This is a genomic window from Kitasatospora sp. NPDC001603 (genome assembly GCF_040298365.1).
Classification (GTDB): Bacteria; Actinomycetota; Actinomycetes; order Streptomycetales; family Streptomycetaceae; genus Kitasatospora.
In genome coordinates this window covers 1-24,803 of sequence record NZ_JBEPAA010000047.1, presented here as the reverse complement: position 1 = coordinate 24,803, position 24,803 = coordinate 1, and the positions used below count along the sequence as shown (strand labels likewise).

Annotated in this window: 20 protein-coding genes and 1 tRNA gene; 12 read left to right on the top strand and 9 right to left on the bottom strand. The window is 73.6% G+C overall.

The window, feature by feature from the left end:
* Positions 1-76: 76 nt before the first annotated feature.
* The 3 genes from ABT263_RS26105 to ABT263_RS26095 all read right to left on the bottom strand — a co-directional run bounded on the left by ABT263_RS26105 (position 77) and on the right by ABT263_RS26095 (position 2,804).
* Positions 77-1,510 carry a trypsin-like serine peptidase gene (locus ABT263_RS26105; RefSeq protein WP_352293860.1) on the bottom strand — a complete coding sequence of 478 codons (1,434 nt, stop codon included), beginning with the start codon at positions 1,508-1,510 and terminating at the stop codon, positions 77-79.
* Positions 1,511-1,683: 173 nt separating this feature from the next.
* The gene (locus tag ABT263_RS26100; RefSeq protein WP_352293858.1) at positions 1,684-2,202 is read right to left on the bottom strand and encodes a DinB family protein; all 519 of its coding nucleotides are present in this window, start codon (positions 2,200-2,202) and stop codon (positions 1,684-1,686) included.
* Positions 2,203-2,228: 26 nt separating this feature from the next.
* Positions 2,229-2,804, bottom strand: coding sequence for a nucleosidase (locus ABT263_RS26095; protein ID WP_352293856.1), 576 nt, complete (start codon positions 2,802-2,804; stop codon positions 2,229-2,231).
* A gap of 359 nt (positions 2,805-3,163) precedes the next feature.
* On the opposite strand from ABT263_RS26095, the gene ABT263_RS26090 reads away from it, so the two are divergent.
* The 10 genes from ABT263_RS26090 to ABT263_RS26045 all read left to right on the top strand — a co-directional run bounded on the left by ABT263_RS26090 (position 3,164) and on the right by ABT263_RS26045 (position 16,636).
* A complete protein-coding gene (locus ABT263_RS26090) occupies positions 3,164-4,558 on the top strand; it encodes a GlnX family signal transduction membrane protein (protein ID WP_352293854.1) in 1,395 nt (464 codons plus the stop codon).
* Positions 4,559-4,574: 16 nt separating this feature from the next.
* The gene (locus ABT263_RS26085; RefSeq protein WP_352293852.1) at positions 4,575-5,519 is read left to right on the top strand and encodes a glutamate ABC transporter substrate-binding protein; all 945 of its coding nucleotides are present in this window, start codon (positions 4,575-4,577) and stop codon (positions 5,517-5,519) included.
* A gap of 161 nt (positions 5,520-5,680) precedes the next feature.
* On the top strand, positions 5,681-7,036 hold the full coding sequence (locus ABT263_RS26080; RefSeq protein ID WP_352293850.1) for a hypothetical protein: 1,356 nt from the start codon (positions 5,681-5,683) through the stop codon (positions 7,034-7,036).
* A gap of 5 nt (positions 7,037-7,041) precedes the next feature.
* Positions 7,042-9,627, top strand: coding sequence for a serine/threonine-protein kinase (locus tag ABT263_RS26075; RefSeq protein WP_352293848.1), 2,586 nt, complete (start codon positions 7,042-7,044; stop codon positions 9,625-9,627).
* 2 nt (positions 9,628-9,629) lie between these two features.
* On the top strand, positions 9,630-10,979 hold the full coding sequence (locus ABT263_RS26070; protein WP_352293846.1) for a PP2C family protein-serine/threonine phosphatase: 1,350 nt from the start codon (positions 9,630-9,632) through the stop codon (positions 10,977-10,979).
* Between the two features lie 67 nt (positions 10,980-11,046).
* Complete coding sequence (locus ABT263_RS26065; protein ID WP_352293844.1) at positions 11,047-12,402, top strand: vWA domain-containing protein; 1,356 nt, start codon at positions 11,047-11,049, stop codon at positions 12,400-12,402.
* Positions 12,403-12,475: 73 nt separating this feature from the next.
* Positions 12,476-13,852, top strand: a complete 1,377-nt coding sequence (locus ABT263_RS26060; RefSeq protein ID WP_352293842.1) for an FHA domain-containing protein — start codon at positions 12,476-12,478, stop codon at positions 13,850-13,852.
* Between the two features lie 212 nt (positions 13,853-14,064).
* Complete coding sequence (locus ABT263_RS26055) at positions 14,065-14,982, top strand: ABC transporter ATP-binding protein (RefSeq protein WP_352293840.1); 918 nt, start codon at positions 14,065-14,067, stop codon at positions 14,980-14,982.
* Positions 14,979-16,139 (top strand): ABC transporter permease, encoded by a 1,161-nt coding sequence (locus ABT263_RS26050; protein ID WP_352293838.1) that lies wholly within the window; start codon positions 14,979-14,981, stop codon positions 16,137-16,139. Before ABT263_RS26055 ends, ABT263_RS26050 begins: the two co-directional genes overlap by 4 nt.
* A 92-nt stretch (positions 16,140-16,231) precedes the next feature.
* A complete protein-coding gene (locus ABT263_RS26045; RefSeq protein WP_352293836.1) occupies positions 16,232-16,636 on the top strand; it encodes a globin in 405 nt (134 codons plus the stop codon).
* A gap of 66 nt (positions 16,637-16,702) precedes the next feature.
* Here ABT263_RS26045 and ABT263_RS26040 read toward each other — a convergent pair whose 3' ends face one another.
* The 5 genes from ABT263_RS26040 to ABT263_RS26020 form a co-directional block, all read right to left on the bottom strand.
* Positions 16,703-17,398: a DUF8185 domain-containing protein gene (locus ABT263_RS26040; RefSeq protein ID WP_352293834.1), complete on the bottom strand. Its 696-nt coding sequence runs from the start codon at positions 17,396-17,398 to the stop codon at positions 16,703-16,705.
* Between the two features lie 55 nt (positions 17,399-17,453).
* A complete protein-coding gene (locus ABT263_RS26035; protein ID WP_329489926.1) occupies positions 17,454-17,933 on the bottom strand; it encodes an acyl-CoA thioesterase in 480 nt (159 codons plus the stop codon).
* A 113-nt stretch (positions 17,934-18,046) separates the two neighbouring features.
* On the bottom strand, positions 18,047-19,711 hold the full coding sequence (gene ettA, locus ABT263_RS26030; RefSeq protein ID WP_352293832.1) for an energy-dependent translational throttle protein EttA: 1,665 nt from the start codon (positions 19,709-19,711) through the stop codon (positions 18,047-18,049).
* A 290-nt stretch (positions 19,712-20,001) separates the two neighbouring features.
* Complete coding sequence (locus tag ABT263_RS26025; protein WP_352293830.1) at positions 20,002-21,471, bottom strand: Cys-Gln thioester bond-forming surface protein; 1,470 nt, start codon at positions 21,469-21,471, stop codon at positions 20,002-20,004.
* Positions 21,472-21,819: 348 nt separating this feature from the next.
* Positions 21,820-22,371, bottom strand: coding sequence for a single-stranded DNA-binding protein (locus ABT263_RS26020; protein WP_352293828.1), 552 nt, complete (start codon positions 22,369-22,371; stop codon positions 21,820-21,822).
* 635 nt (positions 22,372-23,006) lie between these two features.
* Between ABT263_RS26020 and ABT263_RS26015 the strand changes: the two genes are divergently transcribed.
* Positions 23,007-23,079, top strand: a tRNA-Arg gene (locus ABT263_RS26015).
* A 326-nt stretch (positions 23,080-23,405) separates the two neighbouring features.
* Here ABT263_RS26015 and ABT263_RS26010 read toward each other — a convergent pair.
* Positions 23,406-24,035: a TetR/AcrR family transcriptional regulator gene (locus ABT263_RS26010; protein WP_352293826.1), complete on the bottom strand. Its 630-nt coding sequence runs from the start codon at positions 24,033-24,035 to the stop codon at positions 23,406-23,408.
* Between the two features lie 95 nt (positions 24,036-24,130).
* On the opposite strand from ABT263_RS26010, the gene ABT263_RS26005 reads away from it, so the two are divergent.
* Complete coding sequence (locus ABT263_RS26005) at positions 24,131-24,679, top strand: GNAT family N-acetyltransferase (protein ID WP_352293824.1); 549 nt, start codon at positions 24,131-24,133, stop codon at positions 24,677-24,679.
* The last annotated feature ends 124 nt before the right edge of the window (positions 24,680-24,803 follow it).

Genomic DNA, 24,803 nt, shown 5'->3' with positions numbered 1-24,803 from the left:
ACTGACCAGCAGTCAGCTGATCAGCGCCTCATAGGCCGCCCCCGCACACCGGGGTGCGGGGGCGGCCGCCGGGGGCTCAGCCCTTCTTGGAGAGGAAGTCGTACGCCCCCGCGGCGACGTCGTCCAGGTACGGGCCGGCCTGGTACATCGGGTCGCCGGTGTGCTTCCCGACCGAGACGTTGCTGACCAGCGCCGGCTTGCCGTCCTTGACCGCCAGCCAGCCGCCCCCGCTGGAGCCGCCGGTCATGGTGCAGCCGATGACCAGCATCGGCGGGCGGGTCGGCTCGTAGGACAGCCGGCCCGGCTTGCCGCTCTCGCAGCGGTTCAGCTCCATGCCGTCGAACGGCGGGGCGGCCGGGTAGCCGTACTCGGTGACGCTCAGCTGGTCGCGCGGCGCGTTGAACCAGACCGGCACCGCACCGCCGACCGTCTCCTCCAGCGACTTCGCGCCGTCCGCGGGCTTCACCCGGATGACCGCGAAGTCGTAGTGGGTGGCCGCGTCACCGGTCTTGCCGCCCTCGGCCTTCCACTGCGGGGACGTCACCGCCTGGGTCGCGCCCCAGATGCCGAACGGCGCGTACTGGGACTCGTCCGCCTGCTTGCCACCGCTCATCGCGGCATTGCTGTTGAAGGCCGGGATGAAGGAGATGTTGCTGTAGAACGAACCGCCCTTGCCCTGGTGGACGCAGTGGCCCGCCGTCCAGACCAGGTTGCTCTTGCCGGGGTGGGCCGGGTCGGCCACCACGGTCGCCGAGCACTGCGAACGGCCCAGACCGCCGCCGGCCGCGCCGGCGCCCGGCTCGTCCGCGAACAGCTTCCCGTGCACGGCGAGCTTGGTGTACGGGTGCTGCAGGGGCTGGGCGTTGACGGTCTTCGGCAGCGGGTCGTTGCCGTTGTCGGCGGGCTGCGCGGGCGGCTGCCCGGGCTGGGCCGGCGGCTGCGCGGGCTGGGAAGGCTGGGCCGGGGCCTGGGTCGGCTGGGCCGGGGCCTGGGAGGGCTGCTGCGCCGGCTGCTTGGGCGGCGCCGGGGCCTGCGAGGCCGGCTGCTGGGTGTTGGACGGCTTCGGCGCCGCCGGGGTGGTCGCGGCGGCCGGCGTGGTCGGGTGCCCCGGCTGGGTGGGCTGGCCGGCCGGCGGCTTGCTGCCCGCCGCCGGGGTGCTCGGTCCCGGGGCCGACGGCTGGGCGGGCGCCTGGGTGCCCGCGGGCTGCGGCGCCGGCGGCTCGATCGGCTCGTTCGGCTTGGCCTGGAGCAGCTTCTCCAGGGTCCAGAACCCCTTGGTGGCGGCCGGGAGGGCGTAGTCCTTCGCCCACTTCTCCCAGTCCTCGAACTTCCACTTCTTCAGGTCGTCGAGGTTGGCGGGGAGGCCGAGGGCCGGCGCGCCCGCCGCGGCGGCGGTGTCCGCCGAGCTGTTGTCCGGCCCGCACGCCGAGGTGCCGAGCAGGGTGAGTGCGAGGACCGACGCCCCGAGGACGGCCCGGGCGGAACGCGTGGATCTGACTGACGATGACATGAACTTCCGAATCCCCCATGTGTGAAAGCGCGCGGCGCCGTCGAGACGGCGCCGCGGTGCGCGGGGGAGTATTCCACTGACCGTCAGATGCGGGCCAACCCGCCCCCGGCGTCGCGCCGCGGGCGGGTGCCCGGCAACGGGGTCCGGGGGCGGGGCGGGGTCCGGGCAGGGCCCTACCGGCCGACCGAACCGTCCAGTTGCTCGCGAATGATGTCGGCGTGGCCGGCGTGCCGACCGGTCTCCTCGATCATGTGGACCAGCAGCCAGCGCATCGACGGCGCTTCGGCGCCGGGCCGCAGCGACCGGACCCCGGGGCGGTCGAGCCGGTCGGAGGCGGCGGCGATCACCTCGTTGGCGCGGGCGATCGCGGCCCGGTAGGCGGCGACCGACCCGGCCACCGTCTCGTCGCCGGGCGAGGCGGCCTCGTCGTCCCACGGTTCGTCGCCCTCGCCCCGGTAGGCCCAGAGGAACCAGTTGAGCTCGACGGCGGTGAGGTGCCGGACCAGCCAGAGCAGGCTGGTGCCGGAGCCGACGCCGGGGCGCCGGGCGTCCTCGTCGGTGAGGCCGTCGGTCTTGCCGATGACGGCCTCGCGCAGGTAGTCCAGGAAGGTCAGCAGGGTGGTCGGTTCGTCGGCGTCGAGGCCCGGCGGGCGGACGTCACGGTGCTCGTTCGCGGCGGTGTTGTCGGTCACGCCCACCAGGCTAACGAGCCCTCCCGTCACCAGCCCTGGTGGTGGACCCAGTCCCCGAGGTGGCGGGCGCAGTCGTCGACGGACTCCCGCCAGGAGTGGACGGCGCCCTCGCCGGCCTCGTCGCTGACGTGCTTCACCAGCCGCACGGGGAGCCCGGCCCGGTGGGCGACGGTGGCGACGGCGTAGCCCTCCATGTCGACGAGGTCCGCGTGCTCGGCGAGCCGGTCACGGGCGGCCGCGCCGGAGACGAACTGGTCGCCGGTGGCCAGCACCGGGCCGTCCCCCTTGCCGACCATCAGCGGAGCGCCGTAGGTACGGCCGGTCAGCTCCAGCAGCGCGGGGCTGTCGAGGTCGTGCTGGATCACCTGGACGACCGTGTGGGTGCCCGCCCAGCCGGAGCGCAGCGCGCCCGCGGTACCGAGGTTGACCACCTCGGAGGGGTGCTCGCCACGGGCGAGGACGGTCGCCAGTGCGGCGGTCGCGTTGACCTTGCCGATGCCCGTCAGCAGGACCGGGAGCCGGTCACCCAGGTACGCGGCCTCCTCCCGGACGGCGACGACGAGCAGCGGACGGTCGGCGGAGATCGTTCCCAGAAGTCGCATGCCGCCATGGTACGGACGGCCCTTCCGGAGACCGGGGCGGCACAACCGGACCCCTCCCCTCCGACTGTCCGGGGAACCGCATAGGGTGCATCCCGCGTCGACCCGATCACCGACCCGCCCCGCGCACCGGGGCGACGGACCCCGGCGAGCCCTGGCGGCCGCCGGCAGGGCTCGACCCCGTGGTCGGCCGCACTCGTACCAGTGATCGCAGCAGTGCCCGCGGAGCGGGGCCCGGGACCGGGCCCCCGCGATGCTCAAGATCGGCGCAAGTCGGGTGTGGCCGCGGGGAGTGACGGCCATACTGCTGGCAACGGCCGGGCCCCGGATGACGGAGCCGGCCACAGGGGAGGGTGAGGCCGGTGGCGACACCAGTACGTACGGAGCGGCCCCGCACGGTGGCGCCGGCGCGGCCCGGCGGCACGGCCGCGGCCCGGGAGACCGGCCCGCTCGGCCGGCTGCGCCGCGCCACCCGGACGGCACCGGGCCGGCTGCGGCTGGCCGGAGCGCTGCTGGCGGTGCTCACCGTGGCCTTCGGCGCGCTCACCGCCTGGCAGGTCAACTCCCGCGCACAGGCGGCGGAACGGGTGGTCTCGTACAGCCAGCCGCTGAGCCAGGCGGCCGCCGACATCCACCGTTCACTGGCCGACGCGGACACCACGGCGGCCACCGGCTTCCTGCTGGCCGGCGCCGAGCCGAAGGCCGTCCGGGACCGCTACGAACAGGACCTCGCGACGGCGTCCCGGCTGATCGCCGAGGCCGCGGCGCGCACCACCACCTCCTCCCCCGCCCAGGGCTGGCTCGCCACGCTCAACCAGCAGGTCCCGGTGTACGCCGGCCTGGTGGAGACGGCGCGGGCCGACAACCGCCAGGGCTTCCCGCTCGGCGGCGCCTACCTGCGCCACGCCTCGGACCAGATGCGCACCGTGCTGCTGCCCGCCGCGGCCCAGCTCAGCGCCGCCGAGAACCAGGCGCTGGCGGACGACTACGCCGAGGCGCAGTCCATCCCCTGGGCCGCGTACGGGCTGGGCGTGGTGACGCTCACCGCGCTGGTCTGGGTGCAGACGACGCTGTACCGGCGGACCAACCGGGTCTTCAACATCGGGCTGCTCGGCTCGACCGCCGCCGTACTGGCCGCGGTGCTCTGGCTGACGGTGGCCGGGACGGGCGCCAACTCCACGCTGCGCAAGAGCCAGATCGACGGCGCCAACCCGCTGAAGGCCCTCAACGCCGCCCGGGTCGACGTGCTGACCGCCCGGCTGGCGGAGAACCTCCACCTGGTGGCCCGCGGCTCCAGCACGCAGTACGCGGACCTCTGGACGAAGACCACCGAGCACCTCTTCAGCTCCGGCACCGGTCGCCCCGGGACGGCCGGCACCCTGGCCGAGGCCCGGCGGCTGGCGCCCGAGGACGCCGGCGCGGCCATCCTCGACGCCATGCGGCAGTACGACCAGTGGCGCGAGCGGCACCAGGCGGCGAGCAACCTGGAGAACGTCGAGGCGGACTACCAGGGCGCGCTGGACGCCACGGTGACCGTCAAGGAGGCGGACGTGCCGAAGACCTCCGACGCCGCGTTCAACGCCACCGACCAGCGGCTGGCGCAGGCCGCCGCGACCGAGCTCCAGGAGTTCAAGCGGGCCGCCGAGGGCACCGACGAGGACTTGCGCACCGCCGCCGCGGCGGTCGCGGTGCTGGCCCTGGTGGCCGCCGCCGCGGCCCTGCGCGGCCTCGGCCGGCGACTGGCCGAGTACCGGTAGAAGGGGGACGGACACGATGGGCAGGACAACGGTACGGGCCGGATCGGCCACCGCGGTGGCGCTGCTCGCCTGCTGCGCGGCGGTGCTCGGCGCGGGCGGCCCGCAGGGCGCGGTGCTGTCGGCGGGCGCCGCCGCGCCGGCCACGGCGCCCCGGCAGGAGCAGGCCGGCAACGACTGCGACGTCTACCAGAGCGTGCCGCCGAGCAGCGAGGACGGCCCGGCGGTGAAGGCCGTCAAGGCCAAGCGCAGCCTGGTGATCGGCGTCGACCAGAACAGCTTCCGCTGGGGCTCCCGCAACCCCAACACGGGCCAGATCGAGGGCTTCGACATCGACCTCGCCCGGGCGATCGGCGCCGCGATCATGGGTGATCCGGACAAGGTGACCCTCAAGGCCGTCCCGACCGCCGAGCGGGTCAAGTTCGTCCAGGAGGGCCGGGTCGACCTGATCGTCCGGACCATGACCATCACCTGCGACCGGCTCCAGCAGATCGCCTTCTCCAAGCCGTACTTCAACACCAGCCAGCGCGTGGTGGTCCCCAAGGCGTCCGCCGCGAGGACGATCGACGAGGCGGTGGACGGCAAGACCGTCTGCGCGGCGACCAGTTCCTCCGCCGAGGACGAGCTGAAGTCCCGTCCGAAGGTCGCGAAGATCGTCTCGGTGGAGAACCACCTGGACTGCCTGGTGCTGATGCAGCTCGGCAAGGTCGACGCGACCATGACCGACGACGGCCTCGCGGCCAGCCAGGCCGCCCAGGACCAGACCGTCCGGCTGGTCGACGGCGAGGTCCGGCCGGCCGTGATGGGCGTCGCGATGCTCAAGACCAGCACCGACCTGACCGCCCGGGTGAACCAGGTGCTCGCCGACTACCACGCGAGCGGCGCGTGGCGGGCGGCGTACGACCGCTGGCTCAAGCCGTACATGCTGAACGACGCCGAGCACTACTGGCCGGCGCAGCGTTGACCGGCCCGGCACGACCCCGGCACCCCCTGAGGAACCGATGACGGCCCGGTGACGGCCCGTCGGCGCCCGGCCCCGGTCCGGCCCCGCGGCCACAGGCTAGGGTCGGGGCGGATCGGTCCGGGGCAGCGAGAACGATCCAGGACAGAGAAGGAGAGAGGGCGTTGGCAGCTTCCGCTGGCCCGGTACTGAGCCGGGAGGAGGTCGACCGTGCGCTGGCACGCCTCGGCGCGGACCGCGACGCGGTCGAGTCGGCGCTGCTCTCGCTCCAGGACCACGCGGGCCTGCGGCTGCTCGACGGCGCCGCGCTGACCGGGCGGACGCAGGAGCGCTGGTCCGTCGCCGGGCAGGGCCTGCCGCTGCTCTGGTCGCTGTTCGACCGCTACTCGGAGGCGCTGGCCTCGGCCCGCGCGGTGCGCGCCCGCCGGTCGAGACCGGGCGCGGCCGAACTCGCCGAGCTGAGCGAACTGCTCACCGGCGAGGCGGTCACCGTACCCGGCGGCGCGGTGCCGGACGGCCCGCAGCTGCTCGGCGCACCCGCCAAGCTGGTCGAGCGGGTCAGCCTGGACTCCCTGATGACCAGGATGAACTCCTGGTACGCCACCGTGCTGGAGGTGGTGAGCGCCGCCGACGCCGTCTGGTCGGCGCTGCCCGCCCGGATCGACCTGCTGCTGGCCGAACTGCGCCGGGTGCAGACGCTGGCGGCCTCGCTCGGCGTGCACACCGGCAACCACCCGCTCGGCGACGACCTGGCCGGGCTCGAAGCCGATCTGACGGAGCTGCGCACCGAGGTGCGCGGCGACCCGCTGGCGCTCTGGCGCCCGGCCCGGGTACCGGCCCAGCGCGGCACCCGCCCGGACGGCACCGCGCTCGCCACGCCGTCCGGCGTGGTGGACACCGAGCGCTTCGACCGGGCCGGCCGGGCGCTGGACGGCGTCCGGGTCGAGCTGGAGGACCTGCTGCGGCTGCGCGACGACGCGGAGGAACGGCTGCAGGGCGTCGGCGACCTGCTGCAACGGGCCGACGCCACGCTGGCGCAGGCCCGCCGGGCGCGCGGCGAGGTGCTGGCGAAGATAGCCGCCACCGAGGTGCCGGCCGTGCCGGGACCGGCCTCGGCGCTGCGCGAACAGATCGTGCTGGCCCTGGAGTTGCGCCAGAGCGGCCAGTGGCACCGGCTGGCGCCGCTGCTGGACGCGCTGGAGGACGCGGCCGCCAAGGAGCTGGGCCGGGCCCGGCAGTCGCTGACCGAGGTGACCCAGCCGCTGGCCGTCCGCTCCGAGCTGCGGGGGCGCCTGGACGCGTACAAGGCGATGGCGGCCCGGCTGCGGGTGGCCGAGGACCCGGTCGTGATCGAGCGCTACGAGAAGGCCCGCTGGCTGCTCTGGAGCGCGCCCTGCGACCTGCGGGCGGCGGCCGGCGCGGTGGCCCGCTTCCAGCAGTCGCTGCGGCCGGCGCAGGCCGAGCCGCCCGGGGCCGGGCCGGTCGACGGACAGACACAGCAACACGGACTGGGGGGCTGAGGTTCATGGCGCAGGCGTGCGTACGGCCGGAGTGCACCGGCGACGGGACGATCGACGCGGACGGCTACTGCGACGAGTGCGGGCTCGCCCCGGCGGGCGCCGCCCCGACGGGCTCCCCCTCGACGGGCTCCGCCGCCCCGGTGGGCACCGCCGCGGCGGGCCCCGGCTCGCCCTGCCCCCGGGAGTGCGCCGGCACCATCGACGACGACGGGTACTGCGACGAGTGCGGCCTGACCGCCCCCGGCGGTGACACCGGACTGACCCAGCCGTACGTGCCGTCCGCGCGGGTCGACCCCGACTCGGCGCGCTCCTCCCGGACCGGCTCGTCCCGCTCGCTGTCCGGCCGCTCCCGCTCGCACCGCTCCACCCGGACCGGCAGCGGCCGTTCGGTCTCGGTGCGCAGCAGCCGGGGCAGCGTCAGCGCGGGCACCCGCCACCGGCTCGGCGCCGGTCTGGTGACGGTGCCGACCGTGCCGGCGGCCGATCCGACGGCGGCGGTGCTGGCCGACCCGGAGGTGCCGGAGCGCAAGCGGTTCTGCTCCAAGTGCGAGACCCCGGTGGGCCGGGAGAAGAACGGCCGGCCGGGGCGCCCCGACGGCTTCTGCACCAAGTGCGGCACGCCGTACTCGTTCACGCCCAAGCTCCGCCGGGGGGACCTGGTCGGCGGGCAGTACGAGGTGGTCGGCTGCCTGGCGCACGGCGGGCTCGGCTGGATCTACCTCGCCATCGACCGGCGGGTCAACGACAAGTGGGTGGTCCTCAAGGGCCTGCTGGACACCGGGGACGAGGACGCGCTCGCGGTGGCCGTGGCCGAGCGGCGCTTCCTCGCCGAGGTGGACCACCCCAACATCGTCCGCATCATCAACTTCGCCGAGCACCCGGACCTGCGCACCGGCTCCACCGACGGCTACATCGTGATGGAGTACGTCGGCGGCAAGTCGCTCAAGGACATCGCCAACGAGCGCCGGGCGCCGGACGGCCGGCGGCTGCCGCTGCCGGTGGAACAGGGCATCGCGTACGCGCTGGAGGCGCTGCCGGCGCTCGGGTACCTGCACAGCCGGGGCCTGGTCTACTGCGACTTCAAGATCGACAACGTGATCCAGAGCGGCGACGCGCTCAAGATCATCGACATGGGCGCCGTCCGCCGCCTCGACGACGACGGCCCGATCTACGGCACCATCGGCTACCAGGCCCCGGAGATCGCCACCGACGGCCCCTCCCCCGCCTCCGACCTCTACACGGTGGCCCGCACGCTGGCCGTGCTCACCTTCGACTTCCAGGGCTACAGCACCACCTACCGGGAGAGCCTGCCCGGGCCGGAGTCGGTGCCGGCCTTCGCCGAGTACGAGTCCTACTACCGCTTCCTGGTCCGCGCCACCGACCCGGACCCGGCCCGCCGCTTCGGCTCCGCCGAGGAGATGGCCGACCAGCTCACCGGCGTGCTCCGCGAGGTGCTGGCGCTCCAGGACCAGCGGCCCCGCCCCGCCCTCTCCACCCTCTTCGGCCCGGAACTGCGGGTGGTCGACACCGATCTGGTGCTCCCCGCGGTGCGCCGCGGCGAGCTGCGGGTGACCGCGCTGGACCCGGCCGCCGCCGCCCTGGCGCTGCCCGTCCCCCGGGTCGACCCGAACGACCCGAACGCGGGCTTCCTGGCCGCCCTGCTGGCCGCCGACCCGGCGGAGGCGCTCGCCGCGCTGGCCGGCGCCCCCGCCGTCTCCACCGAGCGCCGGCTGCGCGAACTGCGCGCCCACCTGGAACTGCGCAGCCGCGCCGACGCCGACCGGATGCTCGCCGCCCTGGAGAAGGACCACCCGGACGACTGGCGGGTGGTCTGGTACCGCGGCCTCGTCGCCCTGGTCGACTCCGTCAGCGGCTCCTCCGGTCCCGGGTCCCCCGGCGAACCCGACGAGGCGAGGCTGCGGGCCGCCGCCGAGGCCTTCGACGCCGTCTACGACGCCTTCCCCGGCGAGTCCGCCCCGAAGCTCGCCCTCGCCATCTGCGCCGAACTGCTCGGCGACGGCGGCGACGCGGCCGAGTTCTACCGCCTGGTGTGGACGACCGACCAGGCCTACCTCAGCGCCGCCTTCGGCCTGGCCCGGGTCCGCCTCGCCGACGGGGACCGCCCCGGCGCCGTCCGGGCGCTGGAGTCGGTACCGGCCACCTCCAGCCAGTTCACCGCCGCCCGGATCGCCGCCGTCCGGGCCCGGCTGCGCGGACGGCCCGCCACCGACCCGCTCGGCGCCGACCTCGGCGCGTGCTCCGAGCAGTTGACCGCCCTGCGGCTCGACGACCGGACCCGCGAGGAGCTCTCCGTCGAGGTGCTCGACAGCGCGCTCGGCTGGGTGTCCGCCGGCTCGCCCGGCGGCGCCGGGCAGGCGGGCGTGACGGCCGGGGCGAGCGGGGCGGACGGGACCGGTGGGACCGCGACGACCGGCGAGGTCACCGTCCTCGGACGGCCGGCCGCCGACCGGGAACTGCGGCTCGCACTGGAACAGTCCTACCGGGTACTCGCCCGGTTGGCCGACCGGGCCGAGATCAGGATCGAGATGGTGGAGCGGGCCAACCGCGCCCGCCCCAGAACGTGGGTGTAGCAATGCCGCAGCAGACCGTGTGCCAGAGCTGTTCCGAGCCGCTGGACCAGGAGGACGCGTACTGCGGCTCCTGCGGGGCGAGCCGGAACGGCCGTCCGGCTCCGGGCGCGATGCCCGCGAGCTGGTCCGCCGCCCAGGGCGCCGGCGGGGCGGACCACGCGCCGACCGTGCCGGTGCCGGTGGTCCCCGCCGCCGCGCCCGGAGCGGCGGTGCCCGCCCAGGGCGGCCCCGGCTGCGTGCACTGCGGCCTGCCGCAGGTCACCTCCGACGGCTACTGCGAGGCCTGCGGGGGCGCCCAGCCGCGCCCGCGCGACCACATGGAGAAGGCTCTCGGGGGCGTCGCCGGGGTCAGCGACCGCGGTCTGCGCCACCACCGCAACGAGGACTCCTTCACCGTCGCCGCCACCTCGCTGCCCGGTGGCGAGCCGGTCGTGGTGGCCGTGGTCTGCGACGGGGTCTCCTCCTCCGACCGGCCCGACCAGGCCTCCGAGACCGCCGTCGACGCGGCGTCGGAATCCCTGCTGACCGCGCTGGAGGCCGGCCGCGACCCCGAGGCCGCGATGCGCGACGCGATCGCCGACGCGGCCGCCGCCGTCGCCGCGCTCGCCGAGGACGGCGGCGCACCCGCCCGGCCCGACGTCAACGCACCGGCCTGCACCTACGTCAGCGCCATAGCCTCCGGCGGCCGGGTCACCATCGGCTGGGTCGGCGACACCCGGGCGTACTGGATCCCGGACGACCGGGTCGCCGCCGAGCCGTTCCGGCTCACCCAGGACGACTCCTGGGCCGCCCGGATGGTCGAGGCCGGGCTGATGGGCGAGGCCGAGGCCTACGCGGACCCGCGCGCCCACGCCATCACCGGCTGGCTCGGCGCGGACGCCGAGGAGGTCGTCCCGCACACCCTGGACTTCACCCCGCACGTCCCCGGCGTGCTGCTGATCTGCACCGACGGCCTCTGGAACTACGCCGAGGCCGCCACCGACCTCGCGTTCTACGTGCGCCAGGACGCCCGGACCGAGCCGCTCGCCGCCGCCCGGACGCTGGTGAAGTTCGCGGTCGCGGCCGGCGGGCACGACAACATCACCGTCGCCGTGCTGCCGATCGACCCGCCGACCGGTCTGGCCGGTGCGGCGTGGCCGGACGCCGAGGACGAGCGCACCGCCACCGCCCTGGACCTGCCGGTGCTCCGCCCGGCCGCCGCCCCCGTCGGCGGACCGGCGGACGACGAGGAGGACCACGACCCGACGCTGCCGGACCTGCCGGTGATCGGCTCGCCCGCCGCGCCCCTGCCGCCGGCCCCGCCGGCTCCCCCCGCGCGGCCCGGCGTCCCGCCGCAGCCGCCGCTGGGCTGACGCCCTGCCGCGGCCCACCCCACCGACCGTTCGCACCATCCAACCACCCGACGGGAGCCACCGGCCCATGGCAACACTGGCTAAGCCGAACCTGCCCAGGTTCGACGTGGAGATCTTCCAGAACGCGTTCCTCGCCGACGGCGCCCGCGAGGTGAACGCCATCGTCACCGTCACCGCGACCGGCGGCGGCACCTCCGGCGGCCGGCCGCTCGGGGTGACCGACAGCGGGCCGCTGGACGCGGGAGCGCACTCCGCCGCCGTGGTGATCATGGTGGACTGCTCCGGCTCGATGGACTACCCGGCCAGCAAGATGCGCGGCGCCCGGGAGGCCACCGCCGCCGCCATCGACACCGTCCGCGACGGCGTCGCCTTCGCCGTGGTGGCCGGCACCCACGAGGCCCGGGAGATCTTCCCCGGCGACGGCGGCCTCGCGACCGCCTCGCCGGCCACCCGGGCCCAGGCCAAGGAGGCGCTGCGCCGGCTCAGCGCGGCCGGGGGCACCGCCATGAGCACCTGGCTCGCCAAGGCCGACGCGCTCTTCCTGACCCGCCGTGACATCGCCATCCGGCACGCCATCCTGCTCACCGACGGCAAGAACGAGCACGAGTCGGCGGCCGACCTGGAGCGCGTGATCGAGCGCGTCACCGGCCACTTCACCGCCGACTGCCGCGGCGTCGGCACCGACTGGCGGGTGGACGAACTGCGCCGGATCTCCTCCGCGCTGCTCGGCACCGTCGACATCGTCGCCGAACCGTCCGGCCTCGCCGAGGACTTCCGCTCCATGATGGAGGGCGCCATGGGCAAGCAGGTCGCCGACGTCGCGCTGCGGATCTGGACGCCGGCCAACGCCGTGGTGACCTTCGTCAAGCAGGTCGCCCCCACCGTGGAGGACCTCACCGGCCGCCGCACCGAGGCCGGGCCGCGGGCCGGCGACTACCCGACCGGCTCCTGGGGGGACGAGAGCCGCGACTACCACGTCTGCGTGGAGGTCCCGGCCGCCGCCGTCGGCAACGAGATGCTCGCCGCCCGGATCAGCCTCGTCCTGCCGCCGCAGACCGGGAGCACCCCCGAGGTGCTGTCGCAGGGCCTGGTCAAGGCGGTCTGGACGGACGACCTGGCCTCGTCCACCCGGATCAGCCCGCAGGTCGCCCACTACACCGGGCAGGCCGAGCTGGCCTCCTCGATCCAGGAGGGCCTGGAGGCGCACCGCGCCGGGGACGTCGACCGCGCCACCGCCAAGCTCGGCGCCGCCGTCCGGATCGCCCACGCGACCGGGAACGAGGGCACCTTCAAGCTGCTGCAGAAGGTGGTGGACGTGGTCGACCCGAAGGAGGGTACGGTTCGGTTCCGTAAGAATGTGAGTGAGGCCGACTCGATGACCCTTGAGACCCGGTCGACCAAAACCGTCCGTGTGAAGAAATGACCGCTGAAGTACCGGTGGGGCCGCGGCCCGGCCGGACGCTGCCCCAGCTGGCTGGAAATCGAGGGGGGACCTGATGCCGATCTGCCCGAGGGGGCACGAGTCGCAGGCCGAGGACTGGTGCGACTTCTGCGGCTTTCCGATGACACCGCCACCGCCGATCCCGCCGCCGCCCGGCACCCACCCGGGCGCGCCCGGGGCACCGGCGGCGCACGGTGGTCACGGCGGGCACGACGGTTTCGGCGGGCAGGGGGCGCACGGCGGGCAGGGGTACCCCGGCCACGGCGGCGCGCCGTTCGGCGGGCCGGTGCAGCCGCGCCCCGAGCAGCCGGGCCCGGGCGCCGTCCCGCCGGGCGCGCAGGGCTTCCCGGACCTCACCGAGGGCCTGGTGGTCTGCCCGATCTGCCGCAGCCCGCAGACCGGCCGGTTCTGCGAGGAGTGCGGGTACGACTACGACCTCTCCTCGCCCTCGCGGCGCCAGCCCCCGCCGACCGGCGGGGCACCGGCGGGCGGGCCCGGACCCGACCCGCTGAACATCCCGGCGGCGTACGGCGGCCCCCAGCCGCCGGCCCAGCAACCGCAGCCGCCGCACGCCCAGCAGCAGCGGCCCGCCTACGGCTACCCGCAGCTCGGCGGCGAGCCGTACCAGGAGGCACGGCACCAGGAGCCGGCGTACCAGGAGCAGCCCTACCAGGAGGCCGCGCACCAGGAGCAGCCCTACCAGGAGGCCCCGTACCAGGAGTCCGGCTACCAGGAGCAGCAGCCCTACCAGGAGCGGCCGCGCGAGGACTCCGGTCCGGTCTACGCCCAGCCCGGTCCGAACGGGCGCGGCGCCGAGTTCGGCACCTCGTTCAACCTGGCCCCGCCGGTCCTGCCGCAGCCGCCGCAGGCCCCGCAGCCGCAGCAGGTCCAGCAGCAGGCTCCGCAGCAGCACCCGCACGGCCAGCAGGTCCCGCAGCCGCCCCAGCCCGCCCCGCAGCCGGAGCAGGCCCAGCAGCAGGCGCACCAGCCGCCGTACCAGGGCGCGCAGCCCGAGCCGGTCCGGACCAACTGGATCGCCGTGGTCTCGGCCGACCGCGACTACTTCACCGACATGATGGCCCGCAGCGGTCCGGAGGCCGCGGGTCTCTTCTTCCCCCCGTACTGCCCCGAGCGGCGCATCCCGCTGACCGGCCGCGGCCAGCTGCGGATCGGCCGGCGCAGCCAGCACCGCGGCACCGTGCCGGAGATCGACCTCTCCGTCCCGCCGGAGGACCCGGGCGCCTCGCACCAGCACGCGCTGCTCGCCGAACAGTCGGACGGCAGCTGGGTGCTGGTCGACCAGGACTCCACCAACGGCACCACGATGAACGGCGGCACCGAGTCGCTCACCCCGCACACCGCCGTCCCGCTGAACGACGGCGACCGGATCCACATCGGGGCGTGGACCACCATCACCCTGCACCGCGCCTGACCCCGGGGTCGGGTCCCTGACGCCCGGGCCCGGGCGGGAGTCTGCTCCCGCCCGGGCCCCTCGGCGTCCGCCACCGCGCGCAGTGGCCCGTCACCCCGTACACGCACGGTCCGAACCCCTGGTCGGGGGTCCGGCGGCCCGGCAAAATGATCTTCAAATCACGTCCGCCCGGTCTCCCCAGCACCCCCCGTGTACCCCTACGCTCAGGCCACATGACTGCAGCTATATCCGCCGACGGAATCCGTCAGCGGTACGGGGATGTGCAGGCCGTCGACGGGGTGTCCCTCACCGTCGAGGTCGGCGAGTTCTACGGGATCCTTGGCCCGAACGGCGCCGGGAAGACGACCACACTGGAGATTCTGGAGGGAATCCGGAAGCCCGACGAGGGCCGGATCGAACTGCTGGGGATGGCGCCCTGGCCGCGCAACGCGAAACTGCTGCCGCGGATCGGCGTGCAGTTCCAGGCCTCGGCCTTCTTCAACAAACTGACGGCGCGGGAGACGATCCGCACCTTCGCCTCGTTCTACGGCGTCGGCCCCAAGCGGGCCGACGCGATGCTGGAGCGGGTGGGCCTCACCGAGTCGGCCGGGGTGATGACCGACAAGATGTCCGGCGGCCAGGCCCAGCGCCTCTCGATCGCCTGCGCGCTGGCCCACGACCCGGAGCTGGTCTTCCTGGACGAGCCGACCACCGGTCTCGACCCGCAGGCCCGCCGCAACCTCTGGGACCTCCTGCGGGACATCAACGCCGAGGGCCGCACGGTCGTGCTGACCACCCACTACCTGGACGAGGCCGAGGTGCTCTGCGACCGCGTCTCGGTGATGGACCACGGCAAGGTCCTGCGCACCGGCGCCCCGGCCGCGCTGGTCCGCGAGATCGACGACACCGTGCGGATCAGCGTGGAGTCGGGGCTGCTGACCGTCGAGCGGGTGCGTGACCTGCTCGACGCGACCGGCGCCGAGATCGCCTCGGTCGAGGACGACGGCGTCTCGCTCTCGGTCTCGACCCGCCTCCCGGCCCCGGTGCTCGCCGTGCTGGCCGAGCAGAACGCGCTGCGCGGACTCGAAGTCCGCGGCGCCACCCTGGAGGACGTCTTCCTCCAGCTCACCGGACGGGAGTACCGCGCATGAGCGCCGAACGCACGCGGGACGCGGCCGTTCCGGCCCAGCGCACGCCCGAACCCGCCGGCGCGCCCGCCGGGCAGCCGGAGCGCGAGCGGGTGAGCGCGTTCGCCAGCCTCTCGCGGGTGATGGTGGTCGCCTTCCTCCGGGACCGCACCGCCGTCTTCTTCGTGATCCTCTTCCCCCTGATGTTCCTGCTGCTGTTCGGCACCCTGCTCAAGGGCGCGACCAGCCCGCACGCCAAGGTGGCGCAGGTCGGCGCGGTCCAGGTGCTGGACTCGGTGCAGGGCGACGGCCGGGCCGCGCTGGAGAAGGTCCTCACGATCAGCCGCGGCGACGACGAGGCCGCCGCGCTGGAGAAGGTCCGCAAGGGCGACCTGGACGCGATGATCAAGGAGGGCCCGGACGGCAAGGTGGTGCTGCGCTTCAGCGCCGCCGACCAGGTCCGCGCCGGCTCCGTCCAGGGCATCGTCAACTCGGTCGTCCAGCAGGCCAACCAGGCCGCCAGCGGCAAGCCCGCCGCCTTCGTCCTGGACTCCGGCCAGGTCGAGGACAACTCGCTGAAGCCGATCCAGTTCCTCACCCCCGGCCTGCTCGGCTGGGCGGTGGCCACCGGCGCGGTGTTCGGAGCCTCGCTGACCCTGGTGTCCTGGCGGAAGAAGCAGGTGCTGCGGCGGCTGCGGCTGGCCCCGGTGAGCGCCGGGTCGATCGTGGCCTCCCGGATCGCCGTCTCGGTGCTGACGGCCCTGGTCCAGACCGCCGTCTTCCTGGTCGTCGCCACCATGCCGTTCTTCGGGCTGAAGCTCACCGGCGACTGGTGGCTGATCATCCCGCTGGTGGTCTGCGCCACGATCGCCTTCATGTCGATCGGCCTGCTGGCCGGGTCGCTGGCGAAGACCGAGGAGGCGGCCAACGGCATCTCGCAGATCATCGTGCTGCCGATGTCGTTCCTGTCCGGCTCGTTCTTCCCGACCGATGACATGCCGACCTGGCTGACGGCCGTCTCCGAGGCGCTGCCGCTCAAGCACCTGGTCACCGCGGCGCAGTCGGTGCTCTCCCGGGGCGGCGGCGTGATGGACGCGCTGCCGACCATGGGCGGGCTGCTGGCGTTCGCCGCCGTGCTCACCGCGATCGCCTGGCGGTTCTTCCGCTGGGAGGACGCCTGAGCCGAACGCTGACGGCGGCGGGGTCGTACGCCCCCGGTCCTGGTCCCCAGGTCCCGGTGTACGGCCCCGCCGCCGTCTGCGACCATGGTCGGGTGAAAGAGATCCGGCGTGGCACGCTCAGCGAGGAGACCTTCTTCGAACAGGTCGGCGGCGAGCCGACCTTCCGGCGACTGGTGCACCGGTTCTACCAGGGCGTCGCGGGGGACGAGTTGCTGCGGCCGATGTACCCCGAGGAGGACCTCGGCCCGGCCGAGGAGCGCCTCACGCTCTTCCTGATGCAGTACTGGGGCGGTCCGCGCACCTACAGCGAGCAGCGCGGGCACCCGCGGCTGCGGATGCGGCACGTGCCCTTCCGGGTCGACCGCGCGGCGCACGACACCTGGCTGAAGCACATGCGGGCCGCGGTGGACGAGCTGGCGCTGCCGGCCGACGCCGAGCGGCAGCTGTGGGACTACCTCACCTACGCCGCCGCCTCGATGGTCAACACCGAGGGCTGACCCGGGCCCCTTCGCCCGGGGCCCCGCGCCCTGGGCCCCGCACATCGGGGTCTAGCGCATCGGGGTCTAGCGCATCGGGCTGAGCCCGAGCCCGGCCCCGGGCGCCGCCGCGGTCCGCACCGCCACCGACCCCGCCGGGGCGCTCAACCGCAGCCAGCCACCGGCGCGGTGCACGGTCAGCGGCGCACCCGGCTTGAGGAACCCGATCACATAGGCCGCGTGCGCGGCGCGCAGCGGAAGTTCGGGCAGGGCGCCCACCGGCCGGGACCAGATCTCGTCGGCCAGCCCGTCCAGCACCGCACGGGTCCGGTGGTGCGCCGGGACGGCCTCGCTGCGCTCACGGAACTCCCGCACCCCGGCCATCAGTTCGGGGTACACCTCGGCCACCGGCGGCTCGCCGACCAGGCGCCAGCCGGAGCGCGGCGGCAACAGGCCGGCCCAGGCCGGACCGGTCACGGGCGCGGGCAGCTCCACGGTGTTCCCGGCACTGTCCAGGCCGTCCAGCAACTGCCCCGCCGAGACCGTGCGGTCGGCCGGCCCGACCGGCCCGGCGAGCCGCGCGGTCCGGACCGCCAGCGCGCCGGAGCTCCCCAGCGGCAGCCGGCCGAAGACGGCCAGCACGCCGTCGCCGCCGGCCTGCTTCGCCACCGCCTGCAGGCGCACCGCCGCCGCCCGGTCGAAGCGCAGCAGACGGACCAGGAAGGCGCCCAGGTCGGCGGCCTCCCCGGCGTCGGCGAGGGCGAGGGCGGCGGTGGGGGTCAACGCGCTTCAGCTCGAATCCGTGTATCGGTGATGGGTGGTGGTCCGGGCCGGGGGCTCAGGCCGCCGCGGCGTCCAGGCTGCGTCCGTCCCGGCTGTGCCCGTCCGCGCCGCGGTCGTCGTCCGTGAAGCGGCCCAGGAACTCCCGCTCCACCGGGCTGATCCGGCGCGGGCGGCCCTCGGCCAGGTCGTAGGGGACGACCACGGTGGACGCCCGGACGTACACCGTCTCGGTGCCGTCCTCGGCGGTGTCCTTGATCTCGTACGACACGGTCAGCGAGGCGCCGCCGATCTTGGTGACCCAGGTCTCGATGGTGACCGGCTCGGGCCGGTGCACCAGCGGGCGCTTGTAGTCGATCTCGTGGCGGGCCACCACCGAGCCGCCCGCGAACTCCCCCGCACCGGCCGCGGCGGCCTGGGTGAACATGAAGTCGATCCGGGCCTCCTCCAGGTAGCGCAGGAAGACCACGTTGTTGACGTGCCCGAAGGCGTCCATGTCGGACCAACGCAGCGGACAGGCGTAGATGTGGCGTGCCACGGGTGTTCTCCTCGATGTCCGGTGACCCGCCGGCGGGTGACGGCCGGTGGGCCGCGGCCCGGCAGGCCGCCCCCCCGGGGGGCAGTCTGCCGGGCCGTTGTGACAGCTGGGTGTCAGCCTCGGGTCAGCTTCTTGTAGGTGGCCCGGTGCGGACGGGCCGCGTCGGCGCCCAGCCGCTCGATCTTGTTCTTCTCGTACGACTCGAAGTTGCCCTCGAACCAGAACCACTTGCTCTCGCCCTCGTAGGCGAGGATGTGGGTGGCCACCCGGTCCAGGAACCAGCGGTCGTGGGAGATGACCACGGCGCAGCCGGGGAACTCCAGCAGCGCGTTCTCCAGCGAGGAGAGGGTCTCGACGTCCAGGTCGTTGGTGGGCTCGTCGAGGAGCAGCAGGTTGCCGCCCTGCTTGAGGGTGAGCGCCAGGTTCAGGCGGTTGCGCTCACCGCCGGAGAGCACGCCGGCCGGCTTCTGCTGGTCCGGGCCCTTGAAGCCGAACGCCGAGACGTAGGCGCGGGACGGCATCTCGACCTGGCCGACGTTGATCCAGTCCAGGCCGTCGGAGACGACCTCCCAGAGCGTCTTCTTCGGGTCGATGTTGGCGCGGCTCTGGTCGACGTAGCTGATCTTGACGGTCTCGCCGACCTTGACGGTGCCGGAGTCCGGGGTCTCCATGTCCTGCAGCATCTTGAACAGCGTCGTCTTGCCGGCGCCGTTGGGGCCGATGATGCCGACGATGCCGTTGCGCGGCAGGGTGAAGCTCAGGTCGTCGATCAGGACCTTCTCGCCGAAGGCCTTGTTGAGGTTCTCGACCTCGATGACGATGCTGCCCAGACGCGGGCCCGGCGGGATCTGGATCTCCTCGAAGTCCAGCTTCCGCATCTTGTCGGCCTCGGCCGCCATCTCCTCGTAGCGGGCCAGACGCGCCTTGGACTTCGCCTGACGGCCCTTGGCGTTGGAGCGGACCCACTCCAGCTCCTCGCGGAGCCGCTTGGCGCGCTTGGCGTCCTTCTGGCCCTCGACCTTGAGGCGCGACTGCTTGCTCTCCAGGTAGGTGGAGTAGTTGCCCTCGTAGCCGATCGCGCGGCCGCGGTCGAGCTCCAGGATCCAGCCGGCCACGTTGTCCAGGAAGTACCGGTCGTGGGTGACGGCGACGACGGTGCCGGCGTACTTGGCCAGGTGCTGCTCCAGCCAGTTCACCGACTCGGCGTCCAGGTGGTTGGTGGGCTCGTCGAGCAGCAGCAGGTCGGGGGCCTCCAGCAGCAGCTTGCAGAGCGCCACGCGGCGCTTCTCGCCACCGGAGAGCTTGGTGACCGGCCAGTCGCCGGGCGGGCAGCCCAGCGCGTCCATGGCCTGCTCCAGCTGGGCTTCGAGGTCCCAGGCGTTGGCGTGGTCCAGGTCCTCCTGGAGCTTGCCCATCTCGTCGAGCAGCGCGTCCGAGTAGTCGGTGGCCATCAGCTCGGCGATCTCGTTGAAGCGGTTGAGCTTCCCCTTGATCTCCTTGACGCCGTCCTCGACGTTCTCCAGAACGGTCTTGGTCTCGTCGAGCGGCGGCTCCTGGAGCAACATGCCGACGGTGAACCCGGGCGAGAGGAAGGCGTCGCCGTTGGACGGCTGCTCCAGGCCGGCCATCATCTTCAGCACGGTGGACTTACCCGCGCCGTTGGGGCCCACGACGCCGATCTTCGCCCCGGGGAGGAAGCTGAGCGTCACGTCGTCAAGGATGACCTTGTCTCCGTGCGCCTTGCGTACCTTGCGCATCGTGTAGATGTATTCCGCCACGTGAGATCGCTCCGGCGTCGTCGGGAGTAATTCGGCTTGCAGCCTTCCATTGTGCCGCACCCGGCCGAGAGCCCGAACCGCCAGCCTTGCCCCACTGGGGTATCCCGTCCCGGACGCCCGCGCCGGCCCCGGCCACCACCGCTCGGCGCGGCCCCGCCGGACGCACCGCGGCCCGGCTCCCCGCAGCGAGTGCGGGGGACCGGGCCGGGTGGTGGGCGCCCGCCCTGCCGGAGCAGGTCGGGCGCCCTTCACTGCGTTCAGTACTACTTCAGTACCGGTGCGGCGCTGCCTCAGGCGGCGCTGCGACCGTGGCGACCGCGACGGCGCAGGACGAAGACCGCGGCACCGCCGGCCACGACCAGGCCACCGGCGACGGCGGCGAGGATCGGGGTGGCGTCGTTACCACCGGTGGCGGCCAGGCCGCCAGTGGTGCCGGGAGCCGGGCTGCTGGCGGCCGGGGCCGGGTGCGCCGAGGAGCTGGACGGAGCGGCGGTCGGCGTACCGGTACCGCTCGGGGTCGGCGTGGCCGTGGGCGTGGCGCTGGTGCCGGCCGACGGGGTGGCGGTCGGCGTGGTCACGCTGGTGACCTTGCAGTCCAGGATGCCCTTGAACTCCTTGGTGAAGCCGTTCGGGCCGGTCACCTTGATGTCGTAGGCGGTGTCCTCGTTGACCGGGACCAGCACGCTCTCCATCTTGCCGGGCTGAACGGTGACCGTCTTGCCCGGTGCGACGGTCACGGAGGCCGCCTCGTCGCCGCCGTTGGCGACGTTGACGCGGACGCCGTTGGAGTCGCACTCGACCTGGGCGTTGCTGTCCAGCAGCGGGCCCTTGCCGGCCTTCCACGCGGCCTTGGCCGCGTCCACCACGCTGAGCTTGGTGGAGCCGGCCAGGATCATGGTCTGGCTGTGCTTCTCGGGGGTGTAGCCCTTGCTCAGGAAGACCCGGCCGTTGGGCACGACGGTCTCGGCCGAGGCCGTCACCGTGGCCGTGCCGTCCGGGGTGCCGGCCGGCACGTCCAGGAACAGCTGGGTGTCCTTGGCGACCGGGCCGGTCAGGCCGGTGACCGGCTTGCCGTCCTTGTCGACCAGCTTCGCCTTGTCCGCGGCGTCGCCGGAGAGCGCGAGCTTCACCTCGGAGGCGCTGGTGTTGACGGTGAACGGACCGAGCTTGTTGCCCGGCTTGCCCGACACCGAGTCCGGCGTGAGGCTCAGCGAGGGCTTGGGCTCGGCCGCGATGCCCTTGTTGGCGTCGCTGACCAGGTAGTCGCGCAGCTTCTTGGCCTGCGCGTCGACCGGGGTGGCGTTCTTGCCGTCGGAGAACTTCCAGATCGCGGCCTGGGTGCCCGCGGCGGCGTCGTCGGCGGTGAGCTGACCGTCCTTGATGCCGGCCGCGTCGGCCAGCTTCTTGAGGTCGGTGACCTGCGGGTAGGAGTTCTCCAGGATCCAACGGATCTTGGCGGCGTCCTGAGCCTTCTCCTTGCGGCCGAGCGAGCTCGACTTCCAGTCCGACTCCTGGTACTCGACCTTGCTCTCGATGTTGACCGGGTGGTCGATGTCGATGCAGTACGTACGAAGCTCGCCGTTGGCCGTCTTGAGGGTGAACAGACCGCCCTGAACGGAGTGACCGCCCTCGATGGCGATCTCCTCGCTCTGCATGGTCGGCTGGATCACCGCCGTGACGCCCGCACCCGGTGCGTCGGCCGCAGCCGCCGCACCGGCTGCGAGCAGGCTCCCACCCAGCGCTACGCTGGTCGTGAGCATGACAGTGGTTATGCGCGGAAGACTCCGCCCCTGCCTCTGGAACATCTGGGATCCCTCCGGGCCGGGCCATGCCGATGGGCTGCCCGCCTTGCATTGCCGCGCCCCCTGTGGCGCCGCTGCACGTGTGTGAACCAGACGAATCCTATTGAGCCAGGGAGGCGCGCAAACCCCCATGCGAAATCAGGACGATTCCGTATCTGTATCGTTATCAATGCTCCCATCATCCACACAAGCTGACGATCAGCCAGAAACTCCCGATCTTTCACTTAACCGGTCCGGTGTTTGCACGCGCGGGCACAACAACCGTCTCGATCAACATATTTGTCGACAGTTGAGACCGGTCGGCGGTCAGACCGAAGAAGCCAGGGCGTCACTCTCCGTTCCCCCGCCGTCCACCCGCGCCCCGACCCCGGCGACCGCCAACAGGGGTGCCACCGGCGGGCCGACCGCCGCCCTCCGCGCCTGCAGTGCGTCCGCGATCCAGCCCGGTACCGCCTCGCCCACGGACACCTCCCGACCCTCGGCCGGCTCCGCCCGCGAGGCCGCACCCCACGTGAAGACGGCGGTGCCACGACTGAGGTCGTGCCCGACCGACCGGGCGTCGATCTCGACTCTGCTGCGCCGCGCCTCACCGTCCATCCACTCCCGGACCCTCAACCGCCCGCTCACCACCACCGGATCACCCTTCGACAGCGAGCCGATCAGATGAGCCGCCAGCGCCCGCCAGGCCGTCACCGTCACCCACTGCGTCTCGCCGTCCACCCAGGCCTCCCGCAGCCGGTCGTACCGGCGCTCCGTCGACGCCAGCCGGAAGTTGGCCACCGCCACCCCGTCCGCCGTCCGCGTGCAGCTCACCTCGGTCGCGACATTGCCGATGACCGTCACCTGGGTCTCGTTCACAGAACACGCTCCGTTCTCCCGGATGCACCGTACGGAATCGACCGGCGCGAGTTGAGAGTGCGCTTCCCGGGAAATCCGCACCAGGCAGATCGGAAATCCTGTGGACAAGTCGGCCCTGTGGAAAACCGGTGTCACTCACAGGGGTGAATTTCGGCCCTTCCGGTCCTACTTTCGGCCTGACCTCTACGCGGCCATGACAACAAACGCCCCGCTTCCCGCCGCACCCGCGCACCCCCAGGGGTGGCCTGCCCGGCCGTCCGCCCACGTCATCCGACCGAACGAACCCGAATACGGCCCCCCACCCGCGCCGAGACCGGTAGTTTCTCCGTGCCGAATCCATAACGGGTGGGGCGGCAGCCCCGTAACGACTGCACAACGTCCGGCGCCGAAGCGGGCCAGACCGCTGCACGCACGGCCGTCACCTGCGATTATCGGACCGCTCCACCGAAGCCGACACACCCGCGACGGTGTTGTTACACCCGGCCGAGGTTCTGGACACCCTTATCCTGTCCCCGACAGGGCAAGGCCCCGCCAACCCCCACCCCACCCTCAGGCAGGGGCCGGACAGCGGGCGCCCCGCGCGCTCGTCGCCCGATCCCGGCAACGGTCACGCCCATCAGGGCGCCGTCCGTCCCGCCCCCATAGCTCAGCGGATAGAGCACCCGCCTTCTAAGCGGTAGGTCGCAGGTTCGAATCCTGCTGGGGGCACCGCACCGAATTCCCGCAGGCCACGCCCTCGGCGAGGGCTTTGCCCGGCCGGGCCGCCGGATAATCCCGTGCACCGAACGCGCATAGCCCGTGACAATGCGTGTCGTGGCGGGGGCGGAAACGACACCGGGGGAAACACCGGTACGAACCGGTCGTACGGCCCGGACGGAAACAACGGGCGAATCAGACAACACCCCCCGGGGCCGCCACGCCGCTCGCCTCCGGTGCCGATCCGGACGGCGGCCGCGGGCCGTCCCCGGCGCCGCGAAGCCCCGCTCGGCGCCGCGAGGTCCCGCTCGGCTTCGCGAGGTCCCGCTCGGCTTCGCTCAACCCCGACCGGCGGCCGCTCCGGGCAGCCCCGCCAGATAGGCGTCCAGCAGCGCCACCTGCCGCTCGGGCGGGAACTCCGCCGGGGCGAACAGCGCCTGCACCACCAGCCCCAGCGCGAAGGCCTGCGCCCCCGCGGCGAGCTGCCCGGCGTCCACGCCGTCCGGCAGCTCCCCCAGCCGCTGCGCGGCGGCCACCGACTCGGCCAGCAGCGCCCGCGCCCGCCCGTAGCGGGCCGCGTGCGCGGCGGCCAGCTCCGGGTCGGCCAGCGCGACGTCCCAGGAGCCGACCCAGATCCGGTTGCCGGCCGTGCCGGCCCCGTCCAGCGGGAGGATGTCGAGCAGCGCCGCCCGCAGCCTGGGCAGTCCGGCGGGCGGCGGCGGGCTGCCGTCCGCCGGCGCGGTCCGGCGCGGCCGCTGCTGGGAACGCCGGTCCAGTACGTCGAGGGCGTGTGCCACGAGCGCCCGCTTGTTGGGGAAGTAGTGCGTCAACAAACCGGTGGAGGCGCCCATTTCGGCGGCCACCGCACGCAGCGTCAGCCCCTCGAAGCCGCGTGAGGAGAGCACCCGCCAGACCGCCTCGGAGACGTCCTCGCGGCGGGCTTCATGGTCTCCCCGGGCTGGTGTCATAGGCGGTATGGTACCTACCAAACGTTTGTTATGTATGCCGGAACGGCCGGGCCGCGCCCCGCCCCCACACCCGGCCCCGCCCGAAAGGCCCGCCGATGTTCGCCGTCCCGCTCGCCGACCGTGCCGAACTGCGCCCCCTGGAACCGTGGCAGGCCGCCGAGTTCCTGACCCACATGGACCGCGCCCGCGACCACATGAACCCGTGGATCACCTGGGCCCACCGCTCCACCGACCTGGCGTCGGCCCGCGCCACCCTGCAGGGCTACGCCGACCGGCAGGCCGCCGACGCCGGCCGGCTCTACGGCATCTGGCTGGACGGCACGCTGGTCGGCGGCACGATGTTCGTCTCCTTCGACGCCGTCGCCGGGGTCGCCGAGATCGGCGTCTGGACGGAGCCCGCCGGCGAGGGCCGGGGCCTGGTCGGCGCCGCCGTCCGCCACCTGGTCGACTACGCGTTCACCACCCGCGGCCTGCACCGCCTGGAGTGGCACACCAGCCCGACCAACCTCCGCAGCCGCTCGCTCGCGCAGCGGCTGGGCATGCGGCTGGACGGTGTCATGCGGGAGTCGTACCTGGTCAACGGCGTCCACCAGGACTCCGAGATCTGGTCGCTGCTCGCCCACGAGTGGCAGCCGACCGGCTGACGGCCGTGCACGGCGCGGGGCCCGGTGGACGGTCGTCCACCGGGCCCCCCCCCCCACCCCAACCCCGCCCCACCCCACCCCGCCCCCACCCCTCCCCCCCCCAACCGCGCCACCTCGGGAGAGC